General features: G+C 53.7%; 21 protein-coding genes and 1 other RNA gene. 20 read left to right on the top strand and 2 right to left on the bottom strand.

All coding sequences use genetic code 11. The features are described 5' to 3' along the window. Window positions 1-323: 323 nt before the first annotated feature. Window positions 324-2,399, bottom strand: a complete 2,076-nt coding sequence (locus tag C4S74_RS24635; protein WP_258042604.1) for a transglycosylase domain-containing protein — start codon at window positions 2,397-2,399, stop codon at window positions 324-326. A 375-nt stretch (window positions 2,400-2,774) separates the two neighbouring features. Here C4S74_RS24635 and speE point away from each other — a divergent pair, with 375 nt between their 5' ends. The 4 genes from speE (at window position 2,775) to argS (ending at window position 6,865) form a co-directional block, all read left to right on the top strand. Continuing rightward, entirely contained in the window at window positions 2,775-3,602 is an 828-nt protein-coding gene (gene speE, locus C4S74_RS24630; RefSeq protein WP_103997961.1) for a polyamine aminopropyltransferase, read from the top strand. A gap of 34 nt (window positions 3,603-3,636) precedes the next feature. Beyond that, window positions 3,637-4,506, top strand: coding sequence for an agmatinase (gene speB / locus C4S74_RS24625; RefSeq protein ID WP_103997960.1), 870 nt, complete (start codon window positions 3,637-3,639; stop codon window positions 4,504-4,506). Between the two features lie 272 nt (window positions 4,507-4,778). After that, window positions 4,779-5,195, top strand: a complete 417-nt coding sequence (locus C4S74_RS24620) for a DUF1934 domain-containing protein (protein WP_103997959.1) — start codon at window positions 4,779-4,781, stop codon at window positions 5,193-5,195. Next, the gene (gene argS, locus C4S74_RS24615) at window positions 5,192-6,865 is read left to right on the top strand and encodes an arginine--tRNA ligase (protein WP_103997958.1); all 1,674 of its coding nucleotides are present in this window, start codon (window positions 5,192-5,194) and stop codon (window positions 6,863-6,865) included. The genes C4S74_RS24620 and argS overlap by 4 nt, the downstream gene beginning before the upstream one ends. A gap of 324 nt (window positions 6,866-7,189) precedes the next feature. On the opposite strand, the gene C4S74_RS24610 is transcribed toward argS, so the two are convergent. Next, on the bottom strand, window positions 7,190-8,368 hold the full coding sequence (locus C4S74_RS24610) for a S8 family peptidase (protein ID WP_103997957.1): 1,179 nt from the start codon (window positions 8,366-8,368) through the stop codon (window positions 7,190-7,192). A gap of 370 nt (window positions 8,369-8,738) precedes the next feature. Between C4S74_RS24610 and rpoE the strand changes: the two genes are divergently transcribed. From rpoE to C4S74_RS24530, 16 genes are all read left to right on the top strand, one after another. Continuing rightward, window positions 8,739-9,326 carry a DNA-directed RNA polymerase subunit delta gene (rpoE, locus tag C4S74_RS24605; RefSeq protein ID WP_103997956.1) on the top strand — a complete coding sequence of 196 codons (588 nt, stop codon included), beginning with the start codon at window positions 8,739-8,741 and terminating at the stop codon, window positions 9,324-9,326. A 301-nt stretch (window positions 9,327-9,627) separates the two neighbouring features. Next, window positions 9,628-11,244, top strand: coding sequence for a CTP synthase (locus C4S74_RS24600; protein ID WP_103997955.1), 1,617 nt, complete (start codon window positions 9,628-9,630; stop codon window positions 11,242-11,244). Between the two features lie 160 nt (window positions 11,245-11,404). Next, window positions 11,405-11,785 (top strand): response regulator, encoded by a 381-nt coding sequence (locus C4S74_RS24595; RefSeq protein ID WP_103997954.1) that lies wholly within the window; start codon window positions 11,405-11,407, stop codon window positions 11,783-11,785. A 157-nt stretch (window positions 11,786-11,942) separates the two neighbouring features. Then, window positions 11,943-12,797: a class II fructose-1,6-bisphosphate aldolase gene (fba, locus tag C4S74_RS24590; RefSeq protein ID WP_103997953.1), complete on the top strand. Its 855-nt coding sequence runs from the start codon at window positions 11,943-11,945 to the stop codon at window positions 12,795-12,797. A 348-nt stretch (window positions 12,798-13,145) separates the two neighbouring features. After that, window positions 13,146-14,405 carry a UDP-N-acetylglucosamine 1-carboxyvinyltransferase gene (locus tag C4S74_RS24585; protein WP_103997952.1) on the top strand — a complete coding sequence of 420 codons (1,260 nt, stop codon included), beginning with the start codon at window positions 13,146-13,148 and terminating at the stop codon, window positions 14,403-14,405. Window positions 14,406-14,497: 92 nt separating this feature from the next. After that, window positions 14,498-15,790 (top strand): transcription termination factor Rho, encoded by a 1,293-nt coding sequence (gene rho / locus C4S74_RS24580; RefSeq protein ID WP_009671576.1) that lies wholly within the window; start codon window positions 14,498-14,500, stop codon window positions 15,788-15,790. 53 nt (window positions 15,791-15,843) lie between these two features. Further along, complete coding sequence (locus tag C4S74_RS24575; RefSeq protein ID WP_103997951.1) at window positions 15,844-17,106, top strand: radical SAM protein; 1,263 nt, start codon at window positions 15,844-15,846, stop codon at window positions 17,104-17,106. Window positions 17,107-17,210: 104 nt separating this feature from the next. Next, window positions 17,211-17,408, top strand: a complete 198-nt coding sequence (gene rpmE, locus C4S74_RS24570; RefSeq protein WP_016423669.1) for a 50S ribosomal protein L31 — start codon at window positions 17,211-17,213, stop codon at window positions 17,406-17,408. A gap of 100 nt (window positions 17,409-17,508) precedes the next feature. Beyond that, on the top strand, window positions 17,509-17,910 hold the full coding sequence (locus C4S74_RS24565) for a hypothetical protein (RefSeq protein ID WP_103997950.1): 402 nt from the start codon (window positions 17,509-17,511) through the stop codon (window positions 17,908-17,910). 94 nt (window positions 17,911-18,004) lie between these two features. Further along, an RNA gene (gene ffs / locus C4S74_RS24560) (signal recognition particle sRNA large type) lies at window positions 18,005-18,269 on the top strand. 189 nt (window positions 18,270-18,458) lie between these two features. Next, complete coding sequence (locus C4S74_RS24555) at window positions 18,459-19,907, top strand: ATP-binding protein (protein ID WP_103997949.1); 1,449 nt, start codon at window positions 18,459-18,461, stop codon at window positions 19,905-19,907. A gap of 87 nt (window positions 19,908-19,994) precedes the next feature. Beyond that, window positions 19,995-21,734, top strand: a complete 1,740-nt coding sequence (dnaX, locus tag C4S74_RS24550) for a DNA polymerase III subunit gamma/tau (protein ID WP_103997948.1) — start codon at window positions 19,995-19,997, stop codon at window positions 21,732-21,734. A 33-nt stretch (window positions 21,735-21,767) separates the two neighbouring features. Beyond that, complete coding sequence (locus tag C4S74_RS24545) at window positions 21,768-22,079, top strand: YbaB/EbfC family nucleoid-associated protein (protein WP_103997947.1); 312 nt, start codon at window positions 21,768-21,770, stop codon at window positions 22,077-22,079. A 62-nt stretch (window positions 22,080-22,141) separates the two neighbouring features. Then, entirely contained in the window at window positions 22,142-22,738 is a 597-nt protein-coding gene (gene recR, locus C4S74_RS24540) for a recombination mediator RecR (protein WP_009671618.1), read from the top strand. A gap of 179 nt (window positions 22,739-22,917) precedes the next feature. Continuing rightward, entirely contained in the window at window positions 22,918-23,193 is a 276-nt protein-coding gene (locus C4S74_RS24535; RefSeq protein WP_103997946.1) for a YaaL family protein, read from the top strand. Beyond that, on the top strand, window positions 23,190-23,453 hold the full coding sequence (locus C4S74_RS24530; RefSeq protein WP_103997945.1) for a pro-sigmaK processing inhibitor BofA family protein: 264 nt from the start codon (window positions 23,190-23,192) through the stop codon (window positions 23,451-23,453). Before C4S74_RS24535 ends, C4S74_RS24530 begins: the two co-directional genes overlap by 4 nt. Window positions 23,454-23,566: the final 113 nt, after the last annotated feature.

Below are 23,566 nucleotides of genomic sequence, written 5' to 3'. Positions count from 1 at the left end.
AACTCGTATACGCCTTTTTTGGTTTCTTCCAATGAAGGGGGTAACATTTCGGACTTCGGACATGGTAGGACCGGACAGATCCTACCGGAACCGACCGCTCCATGGCCGTGCGTAAGTTCCGCATGCGGCGCTCGGCGTCACATCACGACAGTCAATAGCGGACTGCTCCATGGGCCCGTACGGAGGTTCGGGGCGTTTATTTCGGCACCGGCGGCTTCGTTCCCGGCGCCGTGCCTTCCGCCTCACCGGGAATGAAACGGCCGGAACGCCGCATGACAGACCGCCATCCCTTCATGGGATGACGATGCTGCCTGCTTCCGCTGCTATTCGTTCCACCAGCGCTTCACATCTTCCCACCAGGAGCGCGCTCCGCTGCCGAACCCTTTGCCCTTGGCGGCCCGGTTCGTGCAGTATTCCGTCGGCTCCGTGCCGGAGAGGAACGCCTCGTTGCGCGCGCCGGTCGTACAGTCTTCATTGGCGAGCTTGCCGCTCTTCGGATCAATGTAGACGGTCGTGACTCCCTCCGGCACCGGGAAGAGCTTCGGCGGAATCGCCTCCAGGACGGCTTCGGTGTAGCCGGCGAAGATCGGCGAGGCGAGATGCGATTCCGCCGTGTTGATCGCCCGTCCTTTGTCGTAGCCGACCCAGACGGCGGTGACGAGCTCGGGCGTGTAGCCGACCATCCACGCGTCGGCGTCGGTCGTGCCCGTCTTGCCCGCGACGGGCCGCTTGATCGTGGCGGCCACCCGGCTGGCGGTACCGCCTTCCTCGAATACGCTCTCCATCATATGGGTGAGTACGTAAGCGGGAGCGGCGTCGGCGACGCGTTCGCTTTTCGGCGCCGCCTGGTAGAGCACGCTGCCGGCCATATCTTCGATCTTGATAATGGCCGTCGGCTCGACGCGCACCCCCTGGTTGGCAAGCGCCGAGAAGGCGGCCGCCATCTCGTACGGGCTTACCGGATAGGTGCCCAGCGCAAGAGAAGGCAGAGGCTTCAGATCGCTCGTGATGCCGAACTTCCGCGCATTGTCGATGACCTTCTGGGGACCGACCTTCAGAATCGTATCGACCGCGTAAATATTGTCCGATTTGGCGATTGCCCGGCGCATGTCGATGGCCGCATTTTCATACTGGTCGTTGTAGTTGCGGGGCGTGTAAGACTGCCTGCCTTCATCGTATTTGAAGACGGTCGGTTCGCTCCGGACCGTGCTGAGCGGCGTAAAGCCGTTCTGCAGAGCCGTCAGGTAGACGAATGGCTTGAACGAGGAGCCCGGCTGACGGGTCGTCGCGAACACGCGGTTAAACTGATTTGCCGCGTAATCCTTGCCGCCCACCATCGCTTTCACGTAGCCAGTCCGCGGATCGAGCGAGATCAGAGCGCCTTGAATTTCACTTTCCTTGGAGAGCTGCTTGGCCACCTGCTCTTCCGCGATTTTCTGCGCCTTCAGGTCCAGCGTCGTGTAAATATTCAGACCGCCCTGCTCGAACTGGTCTTCCGTAATGCCCAGCTTCTGCACGGCGAGCGTTTTGATATAGTCGCGGAAGTAAGGAGCCTGCGAAGGCTTCTTCTCCACGAGAGGCTGGACGGTCAGCTTCTCCTGCTTGGCCGCGTCGGCTTCCTGCTGGGTAATGAAGCCTTCTTTGGCCATCGTCTGGAGCACGACGTTTTTCCGGTCCATCGCATTCTCCATGTTATAGTAGGGCGAATAAAATTTCGGCCCTTTCGGAACGCCTACGAGCATCGCGCTTTGAGCCAGAGACAAGTCCTTGGCATGCTTGCCGAAGAACAATTGGGAGGCCGCTTCGATTCCATATGTGGAATGTCCGTAGTAAATCTGATTCAGGTAGCTTTCCAGGATCTGATCCTTGGTCAACTGCATCTCCATCTGCACGGCATACACCGTTTCTTTGATTTTACGCGTCCAGGTGCGGTCATGATTCAAATACAAGTTCCGTGCCAGCTGCTGGGTAATCGTGCCGGCCCCCTGCACCTTGGACATGCTCTTCAGATTGACGATGGCGGCACGCGCTATGCTTTTGACATCAAAACCCGGATGATTGTAGAAGTTCTGATCTTCTATCGCGAGCGTCGCCTTAACCACATATACGGAAATATCGCTGATCGGCACGATTTTGCGGTTTTGGCCGGAATCCAGCGTATCGATTAAAGCTCCGTTAACGTCAAAAATCTGGGACGTCTGGAGCACCTTCGTGACCGGAAGCGCCTGTGATCGCAAATAGAGAAGGAATACCCCTCCAAGTACACACAGGACCAGAAACGTCGTAAAGGAGAAAGTGAATCCCCGTTTTAAACGGCGGGGCCAGTTCTTGTCGGCCGGACCTGGTGTTTTTTTGTCGGGAGCGGCGTTGTTATCGGCTTCTTTCTGTTGATCGGCCAAGAGTCCCTCACTCTCCTTTCTTCTCGGGCCTAGCGGGTTCAAGCGTGAGCTTCAGGATACATAATAGCGGCATATTACACAGTATGGAAAAGCTTTCCGGCCCCTATTCAGGTATTTTCCCTCCCGCTTCCTAAAATTTCGTAAAAAGGCCCGTCCGTCCTGCAAAATTCTTGCATTTCGGGTTCAATCCTCTATAATACAATTTGTGCGTGCAAACCCTCAAGGCGCAAGGCTCATTTCGCGCATGGATTTACCCGCTTGTGGTACAATGATGAGGATACTATTCAGTACGAAATTATGGAGCGGTCGGTCTCATTTCGGGGCTTGTCCGCATGCACTCCTTACATCACTGACTTAAGAAAAGAGGCTGGGAATATGGAACTTTGGTATACCGAGAAACAGACGGAAGACTTCGGCATCACCGCCAAGATTAAAGAAACGCTGGTGACCGAGAAAACCGATTTTCAGGATCTGGCCATGATCGATACGGCCGAATGGGGCCGCATGCTCGTTCTGGACGGCATGGTCATGACGACCGTAAGAGACGAATTCGTTTATCATGAAATGGTTGCGCATCCCGCTCTGGTTACCCACCCGAACCCTAAGAACGTTCTTGTGGTAGGCGGCGGCGACGGAGGCGTTATCCGTGAAGTGCTCAAGCACCCGAAAGTGGAGAAAGCCGTTCTCGTTGAAATCGACGGTAAAGTAATCGAGTATTCGAAGAAATACCTTCCCGAGATTGCCGGCGAGCTGGACAATCCTCGTGTAGAAGTGATCGTCAACGACGGTTATATGCATATCCACGATCATAAAAATACATACGACGTGATCATGGTGGATTCCACCGAGCCTGTCGGCCCGGCCGTGGAACTGTTCTCGAAAGGCTTCTACCAGGGCATTTACGATGCGCTTAAGGAAGACGGCATTTTCGTGGCTCAGACGGACAACCCTTGGTTCAAAGCAGACCTGATCAAAACGGTTAACCGCGACGTTCGTGAGATCTTCCCGATCGTCCGTGTTTACGGCGCGAATATTCCGACTTACCCGAGCGGTCTCTGGACATTCACCATGGGCAGCAAAACATACGATCCGCTTCAAGTCGAGGAAGCTTCGATTCCCGAATTCGATACGAAATACTACACGCCGCGCCTTCACAAGGCCGCGTTTGCCCTGCCTAAATTCGTTGAAGATCTCGTAAAATAAGGACCGTTTTCGAACAGAAAGGTGCGATGACCCCATGCGTTTAGACCAAGCTTACTCCGGCAACATTTTTATCGCCGCCTCCGAGGACTACGCGTCCTCCCGCGCCGTGCTTTACGGAATGCCCATGGACTACACGGTCAGCTTCCGTCCGGGCTCCCGTTTCGGCCCCGCCCGCATCCGTGAAGTTTCCATCGGGCTGGAAGAATACAGCCCGTATCTCGATAAAAGCCTCGACGAAGTGAAATACTTCGACGCCGGCGACCTGATGCTGCCTTTCGGCAATGCCGGACGCAGCCTCGACATCATCGGTGAATACGTCCGCGGCCTGCTGAGCGACGGCAAATTCCCGCTCGGAATGGGCGGCGAGCACCTCGTGTCCTGGCCGGTTATCCGGGAAGTGTACGCGAAGTATCCGGACCTTGCGCTCATTCACATCGACGCGCATGCCGACCTTCGCGAGCAGTACGAGGGCGAGCCGCTGTCCCACTCGACGCCGATCCGCAAGGCGGCCGAGCTTATCGGCGGCAAGAACGTGTACCAGTTCGGTATCCGTTCCGGTATGCGCGAAGAGTTCGAGTACGCGCGCAAGAACCTTAACCTGTACCCGTTCGAAGTTCTGGAGCCCCTCAAGAAGGTGCTGCCGGAGCTTGCGGGCCGTCCGGTTTATCTGACGATCGACATCGACGTGCTCGATCCGTCCGCGGCACCGGGCACGGGAACGGCCGAAGCGGGCGGCATCACCAGCAAGGAACTGCTTGCGGCCGTTCACGCTATCGCAGGTTCCGAGCTGAACATCGTCGGCGCCGACGTGGTTGAAGTGGCCCCGGTTTACGATCCGTCCGAACAGACGCAGATCGTGGCAGCCAAGCTGATCCGCGAGATTTTGCTGGGACTGGTGAAATAATTTTTAACCTTAACCATATACAATTCGTAATCCCATCCTCCAGGCCACGTGCCTGGGGGATTTTTACTCGTCGGGGTTTACACATGCGGCGGTGCCGGCGAATAAAGGCTTTTGGCTGCGGCTGCAATGATCCATTGAAAATACCCGTATGATACTATACACTTAAAGCTAACTTTGCTTTTTGCCGGGACGCACGGGCGGGAAGACGGTTTAGGCCGGCACATTCCCGGAAGCGGCCGGGCACAGTCAAGAAAGAACGGAGCGTTTGGGTCATGTCCAACAAGAAAAACGTCCGCATCCGCATAACAAGCGCTGCCGGACAGGAATCGATCATACAGGAAGCCCGCGGAGAGCTGTACATCCGGGAGGGGAAAGTATATGTCCTCTACCAGGAGACATCCGAAGAAATGGGCGGCACTTCAACGATGGTAAAAGCGGGGCCCGAGGAACTCAAGATTACGAGAAAAGGGCAGATCGGATCCGAGCAGACGTTTGTCGCGGGTCATTCCCGGACAGGCTGGTACCGGATGCCCGAGGGCTCAATCCCCATGGAAACCCGCACACGGACGTACGTCCGGAATCTCCAAGACGGCATCGGCGTCATTGATTGGAGCTACGACCTGTATGTAGGTGAGGATCATGCCGGTTTATATACATTATCGTTAACGATTCAGGAGGATGTAAGATGAATGTGCTCGAGCAGGTAAAAGAAACGCTTAAACTAACGATAGGCGAGGCCGCGGTCGCAGTGGGTCTCGTACAGGCTTCGGAGCTTCCCGAGATTGTGCTGGAAGTACCGAAAGACAAGGCCCACGGTGACTTCGCAACCAACCTGGCCATGCAGCTTTCCCGGATCGCCAAGCAGAACCCGCGCGCGATTGCGGAACAGTTGATTGAGAAGCTCGACAAAGAGAAAGCCCAGATCGCGGAAGTTCAAATCGCGGGCCCCGGGTTTATCAATTTCCGTATGGACAAGAGCTATCTCTATCCTATTCTTGCACAGGTGGCGGAACAGGCGGACCGTTACGGAGCCGTGAACGTGGGACAAGGACGCAAGGTTCAGGTGGAGTTCGTCAGCGCGAACCCGACCGGTTCCCTGCACCTCGGACATGCCCGCGGAGCCGCTGTGGGCGACGCTTTGTGCAACGTGCTGGCTCTCGCCGGATATAACGTTACGCGTGAATATTACATCAACGATGCGGGCAACCAGGTGAACAACCTGGCCAAGTCCATCGAAGCGCGCTACCTTCAGGCTCTCGGCCAGGATGCCGAAATGCCGGAAGACGGCTACCACGGCGAAGATATCAAAGGATTCGCCGCTGAGCTGGCGGCCGAAGAGGGCGATCGCCTGACCAAGCTCGGACAGGACGAGCGTTTGTCTTATTTCCGCCAGTACGGGCTGACAAAAGAACTCGATAAAATCAAGCGGGATCTCGGGCGGTTCGGCGTCAAGTTTGACGAGTGGTTCTCCGAGACTTCCATTTATGAAAATAACCTGATCGACGACGTGCTCGGCAAACTCCGCGAATCCGGTTACGTGTATGAGCAGGAAGGGGCGACCTGGCTGCGCACGACAGAGCTTGGCGACGATAAAGACCGTGTCCTGATCAAAAACGACGGCTCTTTCACTTATTTGACGCCGGACGTGGCTTACCACCGCAACAAGTTCCAGCGCGGCTACGACGAGCTTATCAATATTTGGGGAGCGGACCACCACGGCTATATTCCGCGGATGAAAGCGGCCATGACGGCGCTCGGCTACGACGCGAACCGTCTGACCGTGCTTATCGCCCAGATGGTGAGCCTGTTCCAGAACGGCGAGAAAGTGAAAATGTCCAAGCGTACCGGCAAAGCGATCACGATGGAAGACCTGATGGACGAAGTCGGCGTCGACGCCATCCGTTATTTCTTCACGATGCGCAGCATGGACTCGCATCTTGATTTCGACATGGATTTGGCGATCTCCAAATCCAACGAGAATCCCGTGTTCTACGTGCAGTATGCGCATGCACGGATTTGCAGCATCTTCCGGCAGGCGGAAGAGCAGGGAGTGGAGCTGCGCGGTCTGGCGCAGGTGGACCTGTCTCGTCTGTCGACGGAAGCCGAGTACGAGCTGCTGCGCAAAATCGGCGAGCTTCCGCAGGAAGTCGCTATCGCGGCCGAGCTGTATGCGCCGCACCGCCTGATCCGCTACGTGTACGATCTGGCCGGGCTGTTCCACAGCTATTACAGAGCGGAGCGCGTAATCACCGAGGATGCGGAGCAGACGCAGGCCCGCCTGGCGCTGCTGGGCGCGCTGCGCACCGTTATCGCCAACGTGCTGGCGGTCGTAGGCGTATCCGCTCCGGACCGGATGTAGTCTCCGGCCGGGCATGACACAATGAAGCGACTGCATGCGCGCTGAGGCACTGCCGCTGGGGGGAGAAGTGCCGCGTGAGCTGTCAAGGCATCGTGCCGCACCGCGCGGCGACAGAGGATGGGCGGGCTTCCCACGGATGGTCTGCACCGGGCTGTCCATTCCCGTTGAATAGGGCAGCCTCGGGCTGCGTCCTGCTGTCCGGGGGCGCAGCCCGAAGGCTGCCTGCTCCGCCGGGCTTCCCGGAGCGGCCGCATGCGTCCCTCCGAAGCTGCTTTGCCGCTTCGGGGCACACCAAAACAAACAAAGCCTGACGCTCTCGGCGGATCAGGCTTTGTTTGTTTTGAGCAGGGCGGTGACGGCCCGCCTCGCATGGATGAGGCCGGGAGCGTCGGTCCCTTCCGGCTGCTTCGCTTTCGTGAGCGGCGTTGCGCAGCGCCGGAGGATCTGCTTGATCTGCTGCGGACGCAGAGACGGCCTCACCGACAGCATAAGCGCGATGACACCGCTCACATGTGCGGTCGCCATCGAGGTGCCGCTGAGCTCGTTGTACTTGCCGTGCAGCCAGCATGAATAAATGCTTTCGCCCGGCGCATAAATGTCTATGCGTTTGCCGCGGTTGCTGAAGGGGGCGACCTTGTTGAACTTGGTTGTCGCCCCCACGGAGAAGACGCTCGGAAAACGCGCGGGGTAGTCAATCGCCGCTCCCTTGCCGTCATTGCCGGAAGAAGCGACGACAATGGTGCCGGATTGATAGGCGTTGATCACCGCTTCCTCCAGCGCCCGGCTGTACGTTTTCATCCCGAAACTCATGTTGATGATGTCCAGGCCGTTGCGCACGCACCAGTCGATACCCGCCACAATGTCCGAAACGAACGCGCTTCCGTTCATGTCGAAAGCTTTAACCGCGTGGATGACGGCTTTGGGAGCCACTCCCATAATTCCTATCCGGCCCGCGGCGGCGATGGTTCCGGCTATATGTGTTCCGTGTCCGTTATCGTCATAGGGAGGCTGGCTGCGGTTAAGCAGGTTGATGCCTCTGGCGACCGAAGCCTGCAAATCCGGATGGTAGTAGTCGATTCCGGTATCAATGACGCCGATCGTGACGCGGCTTCCTTTGGCTTTTTTCCACACGTCCGGAGCTTTGACCTGCTGGACGCCCCAGGGGATAAACTGGGAGTCTTCGGACGCCTTTTCGACAATTTCCGATGTTTTTACGGTTTTTCTGGGCCGCAGCTGGATAGTTATGGACGCATCCTCTTCAATAGAGAGAACGGCAGGATGCTTAATCAGTTCCGCACGGTTACGGATAGGGCACGAGATCCCCCGGATCAGTTTCAGATCATACACGGAGGACAGGCTGGAATGTGTATCTTTGTGCAGGCGGATAAGCTCGGTGACCTGCCGGTAATCCCGATCGCTCTGGAAAAGAATGATGTGCCGGCGCTCCCCCTGCGATGCCTGGATTTCTTCATGCAGCATCATGAGCAATCGTTTCGAGTCCAAAGCCCCATTCCTCCCATAAACCGAAGGTGCAATTCTGGCTTATTATATGTACAGGTCGGGGGGCCCGACTGAGAATAAGGCCTCTTTCCAAATAAATAGGTGCATTGCCGTGTCAACGTGCTCTTGCCTACATACCATAAAGGGAGAGGTGAAACATCTCTCGGTTTCAAGGGGCGGGGATGAGCGGATCGGCGATTCGTTCGTAACCGCAGGATACAGTCGGGAAGCGGAGGGAAACCTTCGCTTTTGCTCTTGTTTCGGGGGACAGGCGGGCGGGAGTTGCATTTTTACATAAAATAGGTTTTACTTAAGGATGAAATGGGATAAGGTAGTTAAAGTATTGTTAATACGGTGAAGGGAAGTGCCACAAATGAGTAGCCCGTACACACTGAAAATCAAGCCGGAAAAAGCCGCGGAAATGCCGATGGTGGATCTGGCGTTTGAGGTGCTTAAAGCGGCCAATACGCCGTTCTATTATCGCGACCTGATGCAGGAAATCGCGAAAATCAAAGGCTTGGCTGAAGATGAAACGATGAATGTCATTGCCCAACTATATACAGAGATTAATATCGATGGCCGTTTTGCCTGCGTCGGAACCAACCTGTGGGGCTTGAAGCGCTGGTATCCGGTCGAGAAATCGGACGATGCCGTAGGCAACGCCAAGCGTCCGCGTATCATCAACGACGAGGACGACGATCTCGACGAAGATCCGTACTCCGAGGAAGAAGAGTACAAAGAAGAAGAGTACGACACCTTCACGGCGGACGGTTTCGACAAGAATGACGCCGAAGAAGAAGAGGAAGAAGAGGAAGAAGAGGAAGATACCGAATTCTTCGAGGAAGAAGAGCTGGACGAAGAACTGGAAGACGCCGAAATCGACGAAGAAGTGGATGAAGAATCCGACGACGATTCCGATGACGATGAAGATTTCGAGGCCGACGACGAGAAGGATAAATAATTCATCGTGGCGGTTCTTGACAGAGGATGTCGTTCTTAGTAAACTATTGCATGGGCTTTAAAAAGAACGACCAAATTTACGCCATATAAAAAGTGCCCCGTATACCACGGGTGTCACTTTTTTTTGTTTTTTCAGGGACATTATTTGATGCCCCGGAGGTTTTGGTGGAAGCCTAGAAGGGACCGGCCGTTTTCTTGGACTGCCGCATATGCGGCATGCACTCAGACGTTCGGTCCCCCACTTTTGTACGGCGAACCTTTATGCACCCAAGAATCTAGATATGCTCGAAAGGAGTTCTCAGATGACTAAGTATATTTTTGTAACCGGGGGTGTCGTTTCCTCGCTCGGTAAAGGCATCACGGCGGCTTCTCTGGGCCGCTTGCTCAAAAACCGGGGTCTGAAAGTGACCATCCAGAAGTTTGACCCTTACATCAACATCGATCCGGGGACGATGAGCCCTTACCAGCACGGGGAAGTTTTCGTAACGGACGACGGCGCCGAAACTGACCTCGATCTGGGTCACTATGAACGGTTTATTGACATCAATCTCTCGAAGAACTCCAACGTAACGACGGGTAAGGTATATTCTTCCGTCATTACCAAAGAGCGCAGAGGCGAGTACCTGGGCGGAACGGTACAAGTTATTCCTCACATTACAAATGAAATCAAGGACCGCGTGTTCCGTGCGGGCCGCGAAGCGGGTTCGGATGTGGTAATCACCGAAATCGGCGGAACCGTGGGCGACATCGAGAGCCTCCCGTTCCTCGAAGCCATCCGTCAGATCAAGAGCGATATCGGCCGCGAGAATGTCATGTACATTCACGTTACCCTGATTCCTTACATCAAAGCGGCGGGCGAAGTCAAAACGAAACCGACCCAGCACAGCGTGAAAGAACTGCGCAGCCTCGGTATTCAGCCCCACGTTATCGTCTGCCGTACGGAGCATGCTCTTACGGAAGACATGAAGCGCAAGATCGCCCAGTTCTGCGACACCGACCCGGAAGCGGTCGTGGAATGCCTGGACGCCGAAACCTTGTATGAAGTGCCGATGATGCTCAGAGAGCAAGGGCTTGACGATATCGTCGTCAATCACTTGAAGCTCGGCGGCGCGGCGCAGCCGGACATGACCGAGTGGGAGCAGCTCGTCCAGCGCGTCAAAGGCTTGAAAGAAACGACAGAGATCGCTATCGTAGGCAAGTATGTCGCCCTGCATGACGCTTACCTCAGCATCGTGGAATCGCTCGGCCATGCCGGTATCGACAACGGAGCCGAAGTGAAGATCCGCTGGGTCAACGCGGAAGAAGTATACGATCACAACGTGGACGAGCTTCTCGGCGGTGTGGACGGCATTCTCGTTCCGGGCGGCTTCGGAGATCGCGGTATCGAGGGCAAGGTTATTGCCATCCGCCATGCGCGCGAGAAGAAAATTCCGTTCTTCGGAATCTGTCTGGGTATGCAGGTAGCGGTGATCGAGTATGCACGCGCGCTTGCCAGCCTCGAAGGAGCGAACAGCTCCGAGATCAACCCGGTTACGCCATATCCGGTTATCGACCTGCTGCCTGAGCAGAAGGATATCGAGAACCTTGGCGGAACGATGCGTCTGGGGCTTTACCCTTGCAAGCTGGTCGAAGGTTCCCTGGCCATGCAGTGCTACAATGACGAGCTCGTGTACGAGCGTCACCGTCACCGGTATGAGTTTAACAATGAATACCGCGAGTTGATCGAATCCGCAGGACTGCGCATTTCGGGTACTTCTCCGGACGGCCGTCTGGTCGAAATCGTCGAGCTTCCGGACCACCCTTGGTTCCTGGCCGTTCAATTCCATCCGGAATTCACGTCCCGTCCAAACCGTCCGCAGCCGCTTTTCCGTGAGTTCGTGAAAGCAGCCTTTACCTATAAGCAAGAATCCCGGGCGTAATAGCCGGGATTTTTCTTTTTTTTTACTTATTTGTACATTCTCCCGGAAATGAGGGAGGAAATCGGCGAGTCGATAGCGAAGTAGGGGGGAGTTCGAGTTCGTACGGCTGCAAAGTTCATATTCGGAACTCAGCCTTAAGCTTGTGGAAGGAGGCTTTCCCGTGAGTAAAAAAATCCTAATCGTGGACGATCAGAATGGAATCCGGATGCTTCTTATGGAAGTGTTCAGCAACGAGGGTTACGAAACCCATCAAGCGCCTAACGGCAAGACTGCCTTGGAGATTGTTAAAACACATTCTCCCGATCTGGTCCTTCTGGATATGAAAATACCAGGCATGGACGGTTTAGATATTCTGAAGCACGTCAAAAGTATCGATCCCTCCATCAAGGTCATCATGATGACCGCCTACGGAGAGCTGGATATGATCAAAGAAGCCACAGAGCTTGGGGCCATCATGCATTTTACAAAACCGTTCGATATCGACGAATTGCGACTGGCTGTTCATACGCAGCTCATTGAAACTACACCGCTGGGATCCTGATTGCAAAGGGTCCTTTTTTTGTGAAAACTTTCACGTCACCCGGCAGGCTCGGTTACGTTTTGTCAGGGAGTGTGCTATAATAACACCGTATGACAAAAAGAGCGGCAGCGCATCTTAAAAACGATCAAGCCAACACACACAGTAGGAGGAAGAAATCATGCCATTGGTTTCAATGAATGAATTTTTACCTAAGGCTAAGGCAAACAAGTTTGCGGTAGGCCAGTTCAACATGAACAACCTGGAGTTTGCCCAAGCGATCACGGAAGCGGCTATGGAGCTGAACTCTCCGTTCATTTTCGGTGTCAGCGAAGGCGCGCTCAAGTATATGGGAATCGAGTACACGGTAGCGATCGCGGAAGCGGCTGCCAAGCAGTCCGGTCTTCCGATCGCCCTTCACCTCGACCACGGCAGCTCTTTTGAAGTGGCAATGAAGTGTATCCGTGCCGGCTTCAGCTCCGTTATGTTCGACGGATCTCACTACTCTTATGAAGAGAACGTACGCCTCACCAAAGAAGTCGTAAAAGCCGCGCATGCAATGGGCGTTTCCGTTGAAGGCGAGCTTGGAACGATCGGCGGCGTTGAGGATGATATCTCCGTAGACGAAGCGGATGCTAACCTGGCGAAGCCGGAAGAAGCTATTCGTTACTACGAAGAAACCGGAGTCGATTGTGTGGCAATCGCGGTCGGAACTGCACACGGCATGTATGCAGGCGAGCCGAACATTCACTTTGACATCATCGAGAAAGTTTCGCAGGCGATCCCGATTCCTGTCGTTCTTCACGGCGGATCCGGCGTACCGGACGAAATGATCAAGAAAGCGATCGAAGCTGGCGCAGGCAAGATCAACGTGAACACGGAGAACCAAGTGGCCGCTACTGCCGCTATCCGTGAAGTTCTCGGCGCTGACGCTAAAGTATACGATCCTCGCAAATACCTCACCCCAGCACGCAAAGCGATGGTTGAAGTCGTTAAATCCAAAATTCAACTGTTTGGCAGCGCGAACCAAGCTTAATACGGATTCAGATAGAGAAAGAGACGGGAAATGCATCTTAACGGATGCATTTCTCTCTTCTATTTTAGGTTCCATATCCACCCAGACGTCCCATACTCCTCTTAAAAGTTGACAACGCACGTAAACTGCGTTTTATTTAGTATGTACACTTTGATTTCCAGTTGATTTGAGACCACGATAAGTTTGTCGTATGAGCCAGGAGCCAGCCCCGACTTTGCGGGCGGCCTTCTATTTTTGTATGCAGCCAAACAAGAGCTGCTTCTAGTTGTTGCAGGTCATTTTTTATTTTTTACAAATTGTAGTAAGCAGCTAAGCTATCTACCGGAAGCAGGGGGAAGATAACGCATTATGGAAAAATTAATGATCGCAGGCGGACGTCCGCTCAAAGGGACAGTAACAATCAGCGGGGCCAAGAACAGTGCCGTTGCTTTAATACCCGCCGCGATACTCGCCGAATCGACGGTTACCTTGGACAATTTGCCGCACCTCAGCGATGTGGCTATCTATACAGAAATTCTTAGCGAGCTCGGAGCCTCCATCGAATGGAACAACGAACAGATGATTATCGATCCGAGCGCCATGAAGAGCAAGCCGATGCCCAACGGCAATGTGAAGAAGCTTAGAGCCTCTTACTATCTTATGGGAGCTATGCTGGGAAGATTCGGCGAAGCCATAATCGGTTTGCCGGGCGGCTGCAATTTCGAGCCGCGCCCGATTGATTTGCATATTAAAGGGTTCGAGGCGCTGGGCGCCGAGATTTCCAACGAGAACGGCTCGCTGCATATTCGGGCCAAACAGCTTCGCGGGGCGAAGATTTATCTGGATATGGTCAGTGTAGGCGCAACCATCAACATCATGCTGGCCGCCTCCCGTGCCAAAGGCTTCACTTTGATTGAAAATGCGGCCAAAGAGCCTGAAATTATAGATGTGGCAACACTCCTTAACTCCATGGGAGCGAAAATCAAAGGTGCCGGGACCGAAACGATCCGCATCGAAGGCGTAGACGAAATGCACGGCTGCCGTCACTCCATTATCCCTGACCGCATACAGGCGGGGACTTACATGATTGCCGCGGCGGCAACGCGCGGTGACGTAACGGTAGATAACATTATTCCGAAGCATATGGAAGCGATGACCGCTAAACTGCAGGAGATGGGCGTCGAAATTCATGAAATGGATGAGTCGATCCGCGTAGTGGGTCGTGCTCTTTACGACAGTATAGATGTAAAAGCGCTGGTGTATCCCGGCTTTGCTACGGATCTCCAATCGCCGATGACCAGTCTGCTTACACAGACCACAGGTGTGAGCATGCTGACGGACCTTGTCTACAGCAACCGCTTCAAGCATGTACCCGAGCTGGTCCGCATGGGGGCCAAGATCAAGGTGGAGGGCCGGACAGCCGTCATCGAAGGCGGCACGCTAAGTGCGGCGAAAGTAAAAGCAAGCGACCTGCGGGCGGGCGCAGCCCTGGTTATTGCGGGTCTTACCGTGCCGTCGGATGTTACAGAGGTAACCGGAGTGGAATACATTGACCGCGGTTATGAGAACCTTGTTGCTAACCTGACTTTACTCGGCGCGGAAGTATGGCGCGAGAACAGCGAAGAATAGCCCGGAATAAGAAAGCGGCCTTAAGGTAACACTGGGTACTAGCTTTCTAGATTTATGGAATTAATAACTTACTAGTTTGGTGGTTGAATAGAATGGATATGCACCTCGCGCAGTTGGAGGCACTCAAGCTTACCGAGCTTTATAAGCTCGCCAAAAAATATCAGATTCCTTACTATGGGCAGCTTAAGAAAAAAGAGCTCATCTTTTCCATTCTAAGGGCCCAGGCGGCGGAAAGCGGCCTCATGTTTATGGAAGGAGTTCTGGAGGTTCTGCAGGAGGGCTTCGGTTTCCTGCGTCCCATTAACTACCTTCCGAGTACGGAGGATATCTACATTTCTGCCTCCCAGATCCGTAAATTCGATCTCCGCTCGGGAGATCTTGTTTCCGGCAAATGCCGTCCGCCGAAAGAGAACGAGCGGTATTTCGGACTTCTGCATGTGGAAGCCGTCAACGGCGAAAGCCCGGACACGGCGTCCGAGCGTCTGCATTTCCCGGCTCTCACGCCGCTGTATCCGCAGACGAAAGTTGTTCTCGAAACGTCTCCCGAGAAGCTCTCGACGAGAATCATGGATCTTATGGCACCCGTCGGTCTCGGACAGCGCGGTTTGATCGTAGCGCCTCCGAAAGCGGGGAAAACCCTGCTTCTCAAAGAAATCGCGAACAGCATTTCCACGAATTATCCGGAGATCGAGCTGTTTGTTCTTCTGATCGACGAGCGTCCGGAAGAAGTGACCGATATGCAGCGTTCCGTCAAAGGGGAAGTGGTAGCTTCCACGTTCGATGAGCTGCCGGAAAATCACATCAAGGTAGCGGAGCTTGTTCTGGAGCGCGCGCAGCGTCTTGTCGAACATAAGAAGGACGTCGTCATTTTGCTGGACAGCATTACCCGTCTGGCTCGTGCTTACAACCTTGTCGTTCCGCCGTCCGGCCGCACATTGTCCGGGGGTATCGATCCCGGCGCATTCCATCGGCCGAAGCGTTTCTTCGGTGCCGCCCGGAATATCGAAGAAGGCGGCAGCCTGACCATTCTGGCCACCGCGCTCGTCGAAACGGGATCGCGTATGGATGACGTCATTTATGAAGAATTTAAAGGCACGGGAAACATGGAGCTTCATTTGGACCGTAAACTGGCTGAACGCCGTACATTCCCGGCTATCGATATCCGCCGTTCGGGTACGCGCCGCGAAGAAAGTCTGCTTACCAAGGAAGAACTGGAGAAAGTATGGGGACTGCGCAAAAGCATGAACGATACTTATGAATATACGGAAGCTTTCATCAAGAAACTGGGCGAGACGAAGACGAATCAGGAATTCCTGGATTCCCTGGAGACCAACAACGGGAACGTTACGCTGGGCAAAGGGAAAATGAAAAATTCCGCTTCCTGAATATAGGTTGCTGAAAAATTCGCTTCAATCCCCATTCAAAGGAGTACCTGACAATGAATGTGGTTTATGCGGACCCGTCCGGCAATGTATTCGATCATCCCGAATACGAAGCGCTCGGTCGGAGTGCCGATCAGATTGTGGAATTATTGGAAGAAGAGCTCATCCCGCTGCCGGAGGGGGCGACTTTGGTAAGTCTGCCTCATACGAGAGCGGTCGGGATCAACACGGAAACGGGCGAGATGGAAGTGCTCCCCGGGGATTATGCGGCCGTAGGCGCGCTTCTGCCCCAGGGCTTTACACGGCTTATGCTGCCCGGCTATGTAAAAACCGATAAGGAGGAAAAGTTCCCTCTATTCGGTTATACGGCCGTTGTCTGGAAGGACGGAGCCTTCTACGTCGCCGCGGAGCAGTGCGACGACCCCGAACCTTGGAATCCGCGCAACTGCGATCCGGACGAGCTGGAGGTCAGCGTCGGAAAACTGCGTGCCCGGTACCCCGAGAACAGGCTGTACGAGCATCTGTCCAAATGCGCGCTGGAGTACGAATGCCTCACCGCATCGAATACCTTCCTGAACCGCTGGGAAGGCGCGGTGCCGGTTTCTTTCTCCTGCAACGCGGGGTGTTTCGGCTGTATCTCCGAACAGCCCGACGACAGCGGATTTCCCGCTCCGCAGACACGGATGAACTTCAAGCCGCAGGCTAAAGAGCTCGCCGAAGTTATGCTGGAGCATCTTAAGACGCCCGACAGCATTATCTCCTTCGGCCAAGGCTGCGAAGGGGAGCCGTCCACGCAGGCTAAAATCATTATCGAGGCGATGCGCGAAGTACGCAGCCGCACCGATATGGGCTATATTAACATCAATACCAACGCGGGCTTAAGCGACCACATCCGCGGAATTGTAGACGCGGGGCTTGATCTCATGCGGGTCAGCACCATTTCGGCTCTTGACGATCACTATAACGCGTATTACAAGCCGCGGGGATACACGCTGGCCAACGTCGAGAAATCGCTGAAGTACGCCTCAAGCAAAGGCGTTATCACGTCGATCAACTATCTGATCTTCCCGGGCGTAACCGACCGGGAAGAAGAAGTGGAAGCGATGATCGAATTTGTACGCCGGACCGGACTGCGTCTGATTCAGATGAGGAACCTCAATATCGACCCTGAGAGTTATCTGAATCTCATTCCGAAAGCTCAAGGCGATATTCTTGGTATGAAGCAGATGCTGGATATTTACCGTGAAGAGCTGCCGGATGTAGTAATCGGGTCTTACACGCATATACCGGCTTTCTTCGACCGTGCCCAGCGAGCTTGAACAACCCCATTGCAATAAAAGATACACTCATGCTATAATGAGTTTATGTGTCATCATAACTCTGGATCGACGAATAGATCCAGGGCGGAAAGAGGTGAATGGGAATGAAACAAGGGATCCATCCCAACTATCACGAAACAACGGTAACTTGCGCATGCGGCAACACTTTCGAGAGCGGCTCTGTTAGAGAGAACCTCCGCGTTGAGATTTGCTCCAACTGCCATCCGTTCTTCACCGGCAAACAGAAGTTTATCGATGCCGGCGGTCGTGTGGACAAGTTCAAGAAGAAATACGGTATCTAATTCGAGGTTTTTCCTCAATTCGGATTGCATAACACAACCCTCCCGGGTCATCCTAATAGCGTGCCTTGCACGAAGCAGGATACCAAGGGGGGTTTTTGCTTTGGGAAACGTTAATGTCAGGCGGTCTGCTGGAGGTTTAATGGCCGGTCTTGTGATGGCGGCAGCCATAACCGGATGCAGTCCGGGCCAGCCGGCCGGTCCGAAAGCGTACAATTACTCCAGTGACGGCTATTTGGGCACAACCAGCGCAAATCCGAATTTGGCGTTAAACCCGGGTTACCATACTTACCAGGCCGATTCGGATATCGCGCTGTCGGTACTGGGAACGCTGAAGGGCGTCGTGGACACTCATCTTCAGTTTAACGGTCCGATCGGTTACGTGAAGCTTTCCGTTAAGCCGGGAACACCGCCCGAGAAGGCGGCGGCGATTCGGGCACAGGCCGAGCAGGATCTGCACACGCATTTGCCGAGATACCGGTTTATCGTTACCGTTAAACGGTAGAAGAGCGCTTTTATTCCAGAGCCTGGACGCTGTTCGTTGGTAAGTTTCTCCCCGGAGTTGCACTTTGCTTCACAATGGGCTATACTTATTTTTGCCGTGCTAGACGGGGAGGTAGCGGTGCCCTGTTGCCCGCAATCCGCTGTAGCGGGGTTGAATCCCTGTTAGAGGTACTGTCGATGTGAGGTCTGGCCTTTACACGTGGTGTTGAGAGTCGGGTCCTTCGCAATGAGCACCAGTGAACCCGGTCAGGTCCGGAAGGAAGCAGCCGTAAGCAGGACCGCCCATGTGCCGAGGGGTTGCCTAACTTGAGCTAACGATAAAGGTACGTTCGTATCGCTTTATCAATAACAGGTGCACGGCCTTATATAAGATTACAAAAAACGAGCCTTCCGGCAGCGGAGGGCTTTTTTTGCGTTCTCTTTTTCTACATAAAAATGACAGTTCGTCGATTTTTGTTTTCCAATAGAAGGAAAATGCTAAAAATGAGAGAATAGGTAAACATTCGCAGTCTTTCGGCTTAAAGCTGTTATAAAGAGGGGGAAGGACAAATGTTGGATGCCAGCCTTCATCATATAGGGGTGTTCATTTCCGCAGCTGAGCTGGGAGTAAGATTGGAAGAAATGTTTAAGGGCTGTTTGATTGTAGCCAACACTCACAATGAAATGGTGTACGTAAACGAACCATTTTTGACTCGAACCGGATATACCGCGGAGGATATTAAAATGGCGCCTTTTTCGGAGGTCATCCAACTTCCTGAACCGGTCGACCGTTTCTATAGCCGGCATTTCGATACGGACCGCGACAAGGCGGACAGCAAGTATCCCATTGCGATCGTAAAAGACAGCCAAGGGTTTATTCAGCTGCAGAAATGCAGCATGCTGTTTGCGGAAGTGAACAGCGAACCTCATTACCTCTTCCTGCTCGACGACCTGGAGGAGATATCGGAACAAAATTTGCTCCAGCGTTTCTCGGGCACCTTCTTAAGAGATGTCAATCTGGGCGTTCTGCTCATAGATACCGAATTCAGGCTCGTGGATATCAGCGATATGGCCTGCCGGGTGCTGGGCTTTCATAAAGAATCCATCCTGTTCAAAAGAATAGAGGATATCTTCGCTGCGGTCCCGCCGGAACACCGCCTCGTCGAAAGAACTCTGCTGGACGGCAGAATCGTGAGGAATCATGCGGTTTCGTGGATGAACAATCAAGAACGGTACGAACTGCTGCTGGATTCCAACTTGCTGAGGGACAATGAGGATCAAATCGTTGGCGCTTACATTATTTTTAAAGACGTCACCAACCTCCGGTCTCTCGAAGCCCAGGTTCAGCGCAGCGACCGTCTGGCCATGATCGGTCAGATTGCTGCGGGTACGGCGCACGAAATCAGAAATCCGTTAACGTCGATCAAGGGGTTTCTGCAGGTGCTTAAGAAGACGTTCGAATCCAAGGATATGGCCAAAGAGCAGGGCTATATCGATGTGATGCTTGATGAGATCAACCGGGTAAACGAACTCGTTAACGAATTCCTGCTCCTCGGCAAGCCCAAGAACGTTCTGCTGCAGAAAATAGACGTTTCCACGGTCATCAAAGGAATACTGCCGATCATCAACAATGAGGCGATTCTGCATAAAGTGCACATGAACTACGAAGAGTCCCGCGGACTGCCGCCCGTTATCGCCGATCAGGAGCTTTTGAAGCAGGTTTTTCTGAATATATGCAAAAACGGCATCGAGGCGCTGACCGATGGAGGAACTCTCACGATAGCGGAAAAGCTGGACCCCGACGGCAGATTCGTCAATATCGAAGTGCACGATACGGGCCCGGGTATTCCGGTTTATGTTATCGATAAAATATTCGATCCGTTTTTTACGACCAAAGAGGAAGGAACGGGACTCGGACTGTCGGTCTGCCAGCGGATTGTCCATGATATGGGCGGTCACATACGCGTCTCGTCCAAAGGCTACGGAACCACCTTCACGGTCAGCATCCCCTGTATCTGATTCCCCGCGCTTTCCGAGTTTTATTCCCGCCCGGGTTATAGTATAATGAGTTCAATAATTCAGAACGAATTATTGGAGAGTAAACCTATGACACATATCGCTTTATACCGGACTTGGCGATCCCAAGCATTCCGGGAGTTAGTCGGCCAGAAGCCGATCGTACAGACGCTGCAGAATTCTCTGCGTGAACAAAGATTTACCCATGCTTATTTATTCAGCGGTCCCCGCGGTACAGGGAAGACGAGCGCGGCCAAGATTTTGGCCAAAGCCGTTAACTGTGTACATGGGCCCGCCGAAGAACCGTGCAATGAATGTGAAGCCTGCATCCGGATCTCCGAGGGCTCGGTTATGGACGTCGTTGAAATTGACGCCGCATCCAATCGCGGTGTGGAAGAGATTCGCGACATCCGGGACAAAGTGAAATATGCACCGACGGAAGTTCGGTACAAAGTATATATCATCGACGAAGTCCATATGCTGACCACGGAAGCTTTCAACGCTCTTCTCAAGACGTTGGAGGAGCCGCCGGCTCACGTTATCTTTATTTTGGCTACGACGGAACCTCACAAGCTACCCGCTACCATCATCTCCCGCTGCCAGCGGTTTGATTTCCGCCGCGTATCGATGGAAGAACAGGTCGGGCGGCTTGCCTACGTGTGCCGTGAAGAGAACATCGGTATCGAAGAAGAGGCTCTTCACTATATTGCGCGCCTGTCGGAAGGCGGGATGCGGGATGCCTTAAGCCTGCTCGATCAGGCATCTTCTTTTGCCGTCGGAACCATTACCGCGAGCGATGTGGTTGGCATGACGGGCGGATTGGCATCGGAGCAGTTTGAGAAACTGGTCGGAAGCATGAAGGAGCAGGACATCGGCGCCGCACTCGAACTGATTGATCAGTTTATGCAGGAAGGCAAGAGTGCGGATAAATGCATGGAGAACCTTATCCATTATTTCCGCGATCTTCTGATGATCCGTCTCGTTCCGGATTCGTCCGTGCTGACTGAACGTGTTTTCGATGTCGCCAGACTGGAGCAGGTTGCGTCCCGTTTCGGGACCGATCAGCTTATCGCGATCATCGAAGTGCTGAATCAGTACCAGAGCGAGATGAAGTACTCCGTGCAGCCGCAGACGATCCTGGAGGTCGCGGTCATGAAAGCATGCGGAGCCATCACTTCGGGAGGCGGGGGCCGTCCGGCGGAAGCCGCCCCGGTTTCCCGCTCGGCTGCAGAGTCCGAACCCGAAGCTCTGTCCCAGCTCACCCGCAGAATCCAGCAGCTGGAAGAGCAGCTTGCCAAGCTGATGCAAGGGGGAGTCCCCGCTGCGGGGGCGCAGCAGCCGGCACGGTCTCCGGTAGCGCCGCGTTCGTCTAATGCCGCGGTGCGCAAGGCATCGGTCCGGCTGGACGATTTCACGGGCGCGGTCGAGAGCCATCACACGCGTGCCTTGCTCGGCAAGTGGACGCAGATTTTGGCCATGGTTAAGGAACGGAAAATCACCGTTCATGCCTGGCTGGTGGACGGAGAGCCCGTCGCTATTCACGGAGACACGGTGCTGGTGGCTTTCAAAAGCGCCATGCACCGTGACACGACGGAGAAGCCGGTCAACAAGCAGTTGATTGAGCAGGTGATTTCCGAAGCGCTCGGAGAAACGCTTAAGCTGGCTACCGTCATGCAGAAAGAATGGAAGGAAGCCCGCGAAGGCGCTTCCGAGCCGGCCAGGGAAGAAATGACGCTGCAAGCCGAAGACTCGGAACCGGACAAGGAACCGTGGGTGGACGAAGCGATCAAGCTGTTTGGCGAAGATCTGGTGAGCATTAAAGATGAATAAGGTCAGCCCCATTAAGAAGAAGGAGTTGGGAATATGAATAACATGAACCAAATGATGAAACAAGTGAAGAAAATGCAGGAACAGATGCTGAAAGTTCAAGAGGAACTCGGCAGCAAAACAGTTGAAGGAACGGCCGGTGGCGGCGTCGTTACGGTCACTGCGAACGGGCATAAGAAAGTGACGGCAATCGCGATTAAGCCGGAAGCTGTCGATCCGGACGATGTCGAAATGCTGCAGGATCTTGTTCTGACAGCCGTGAACGATGCGCTTAACAAAGCGGAAGAAGTGGCCGGCAAAGACATGGGTAAATTTACGGGCGGAATGAATATTCCCGGACTGTTTTAAGATAGAGGGCTTCGTAAGAAGCCTTTTTTCCATCTTTATTCACAAAAAGGAGAAACCCCGCGTTGCATTATCCAGAACCGATTTCCAAATTAATCGACGCATTTACACGCTTGCCCGGCGTCGGCCCCAAAACAGCCGGACGTCTGGCTTTTCACGTTCTCCGCATGAAGGAAGAAGACGTGCTTGATTTTGCCAAGGCGCTCGTGAACGTCAAGCGCAATCTTCATTACTGCTCCGTCTGCTGCAATATTACGGATATCGATCCGTGCCGCATCTGTCAGGACAAAAGCCGCGACGGGTCCGTTATTTGCGTGGTTCAAGAGCCGAAAGATCTGGTTGCGATGGAGCGGACGAGAGAATTCGACGGGTATTATCACGTGCTGCACGGAGCCATTTCTCCCATGGAGGGCATTGGACCGGATCAGATTCACATTGCCGAACTGCTGAAACGTCTCGGAGACGAGCAGGTCAAAGAGATGATTCTGGCAACCAATCCAAACATTGAAGGCGAAGCAACGGCCATGTATCTTTCCAGGCTCGTTAAAGGCTTCGGCCTTAAGGTTACCCGTATCGCGCACGGTCTGCCGGTAGGCGGAGATTTAGAGTATGCGGACGAGGTGACGCTCACCAAGGCACTTGAAGGACGCAGGGAGATCTAGATAGGCTTTCTCCACTGTCTGCAATGCATACTTGATTTGCCGTAAAACAAATATCTCTTGGCCGTCCTTCTTATGAGGGCGGTTTTTTTGTTGTCGGACAGGTTCTAAACCGATCCTTTTTCTCCATAAATATTAAAGATGACAGGCTCATGGCGAATATGAGTACAGGGGGAAAAGGCATGAAGGAACTGAGGAAGGGTGCTTTTCTGTTTCAACGTGGGACGAAAAAGACAGAGGAACAGGACAAGCAGGAGCTGCTGGCCGAGATCAGATTGGCTCATTCGCAGTGGAAAACGGCGCAGCACCATTTTGAACACGCACTGGAAAAAGACGAGATCGATTATGCCATCTATGCGGTAGAAGCGGCGGAAAAACGCTACGAAATGCTGCTCAGGCAGGCTAAAAGACAAAACGTGACGTCCGCTTATCATATTACTGTGGAGGTGCGGGGATGAAAACGGCCGTATGGGGAATGCTTGCTCTGTCGGCCGGAGTCCTGCTGTTTATGCTGGTTCGCCAACCGGGCGCCCGCAGGATCTTTTCGAGTATCGGTGTGCATGTTGTAGTAGCCGCGTTTCTGCTTTACGGTGTACAACTGCTAAGCGGATATACCGGGCTTGAATTGCCGATTAACATCTACACAGTTGGAACCGTGTCTGTTCTAGGCGTACCCGGATTAATGCTTCTGACCGCTCTTAAAGTCGTTCTGGTGTAAGCTGCCGAGGCATATATTTCACCTGGTTAAAATTGTATGTTTGAAAATTGTTGACTTCGTAATTATGCCGTGGTATCTTATTTAAGTCGCCGCTGAAACACGGTGCCGACAAC

The organism is Paenibacillus sp. UNC499MF, assembly GCF_900107975.1.
In the GTDB taxonomy this organism is placed as follows: domain Bacteria; phylum Bacillota; class Bacilli; order Paenibacillales; family NBRC-103111; genus Paenibacillus_F.
Note: the sequence above shows the minus strand (reverse complement) of the source record. Positions and strands in the feature narration are given on the sequence as shown.

Excerpts from the sequence above, each read along its gene's own strand:
- speE (WP_103997961.1), top strand. The coding sequence starts at position 2,775 with ATGGAACTTTGGTATACCGAGAAACAGACGGAAGACTTCGGCATCACC.
- speB (WP_103997960.1), top strand. The coding sequence starts at position 3,637 with ATGCGTTTAGACCAAGCTTACTCCGGCAACATTTTTATCGCCGCCTCC.
- C4S74_RS24620 (WP_103997959.1), top strand. The coding sequence starts at position 4,779 with ATGTCCAACAAGAAAAACGTCCGCATCCGCATAACAAGCGCTGCCGGA.
- argS (WP_103997958.1), top strand. The coding sequence starts at position 5,192 with ATGAATGTGCTCGAGCAGGTAAAAGAAACGCTTAAACTAACGATAGGC.
- rpoE (WP_103997956.1), top strand. The coding sequence starts at position 8,739 with ATGAGTAGCCCGTACACACTGAAAATCAAGCCGGAAAAAGCCGCGGAA.
- C4S74_RS24600 (WP_103997955.1), top strand. The coding sequence starts at position 9,628 with ATGACTAAGTATATTTTTGTAACCGGGGGTGTCGTTTCCTCGCTCGGT.
- fba (WP_103997953.1), top strand. The coding sequence starts at position 11,943 with ATGCCATTGGTTTCAATGAATGAATTTTTACCTAAGGCTAAGGCAAAC.
- C4S74_RS24585 (WP_103997952.1), top strand. The coding sequence starts at position 13,146 with ATGGAAAAATTAATGATCGCAGGCGGACGTCCGCTCAAAGGGACAGTA.
- rho (WP_009671576.1), top strand. The coding sequence starts at position 14,498 with ATGGATATGCACCTCGCGCAGTTGGAGGCACTCAAGCTTACCGAGCTT.
- C4S74_RS24575 (WP_103997951.1), top strand. The coding sequence starts at position 15,844 with ATGAATGTGGTTTATGCGGACCCGTCCGGCAATGTATTCGATCATCCC.
- rpmE (WP_016423669.1), top strand. The coding sequence starts at position 17,211 with ATGAAACAAGGGATCCATCCCAACTATCACGAAACAACGGTAACTTGC.
- C4S74_RS24555 (WP_103997949.1), top strand. The coding sequence starts at position 18,459 with ATGTTGGATGCCAGCCTTCATCATATAGGGGTGTTCATTTCCGCAGCT.
- dnaX (WP_103997948.1), top strand. The coding sequence starts at position 19,995 with ATGACACATATCGCTTTATACCGGACTTGGCGATCCCAAGCATTCCGG.
- C4S74_RS24545 (WP_103997947.1), top strand. The coding sequence starts at position 21,768 with ATGAATAACATGAACCAAATGATGAAACAAGTGAAGAAAATGCAGGAA.
- C4S74_RS24535 (WP_103997946.1), top strand. The coding sequence starts at position 22,918 with ATGAAGGAACTGAGGAAGGGTGCTTTTCTGTTTCAACGTGGGACGAAA.
- C4S74_RS24530 (WP_103997945.1), top strand. The coding sequence starts at position 23,190 with ATGAAAACGGCCGTATGGGGAATGCTTGCTCTGTCGGCCGGAGTCCTG.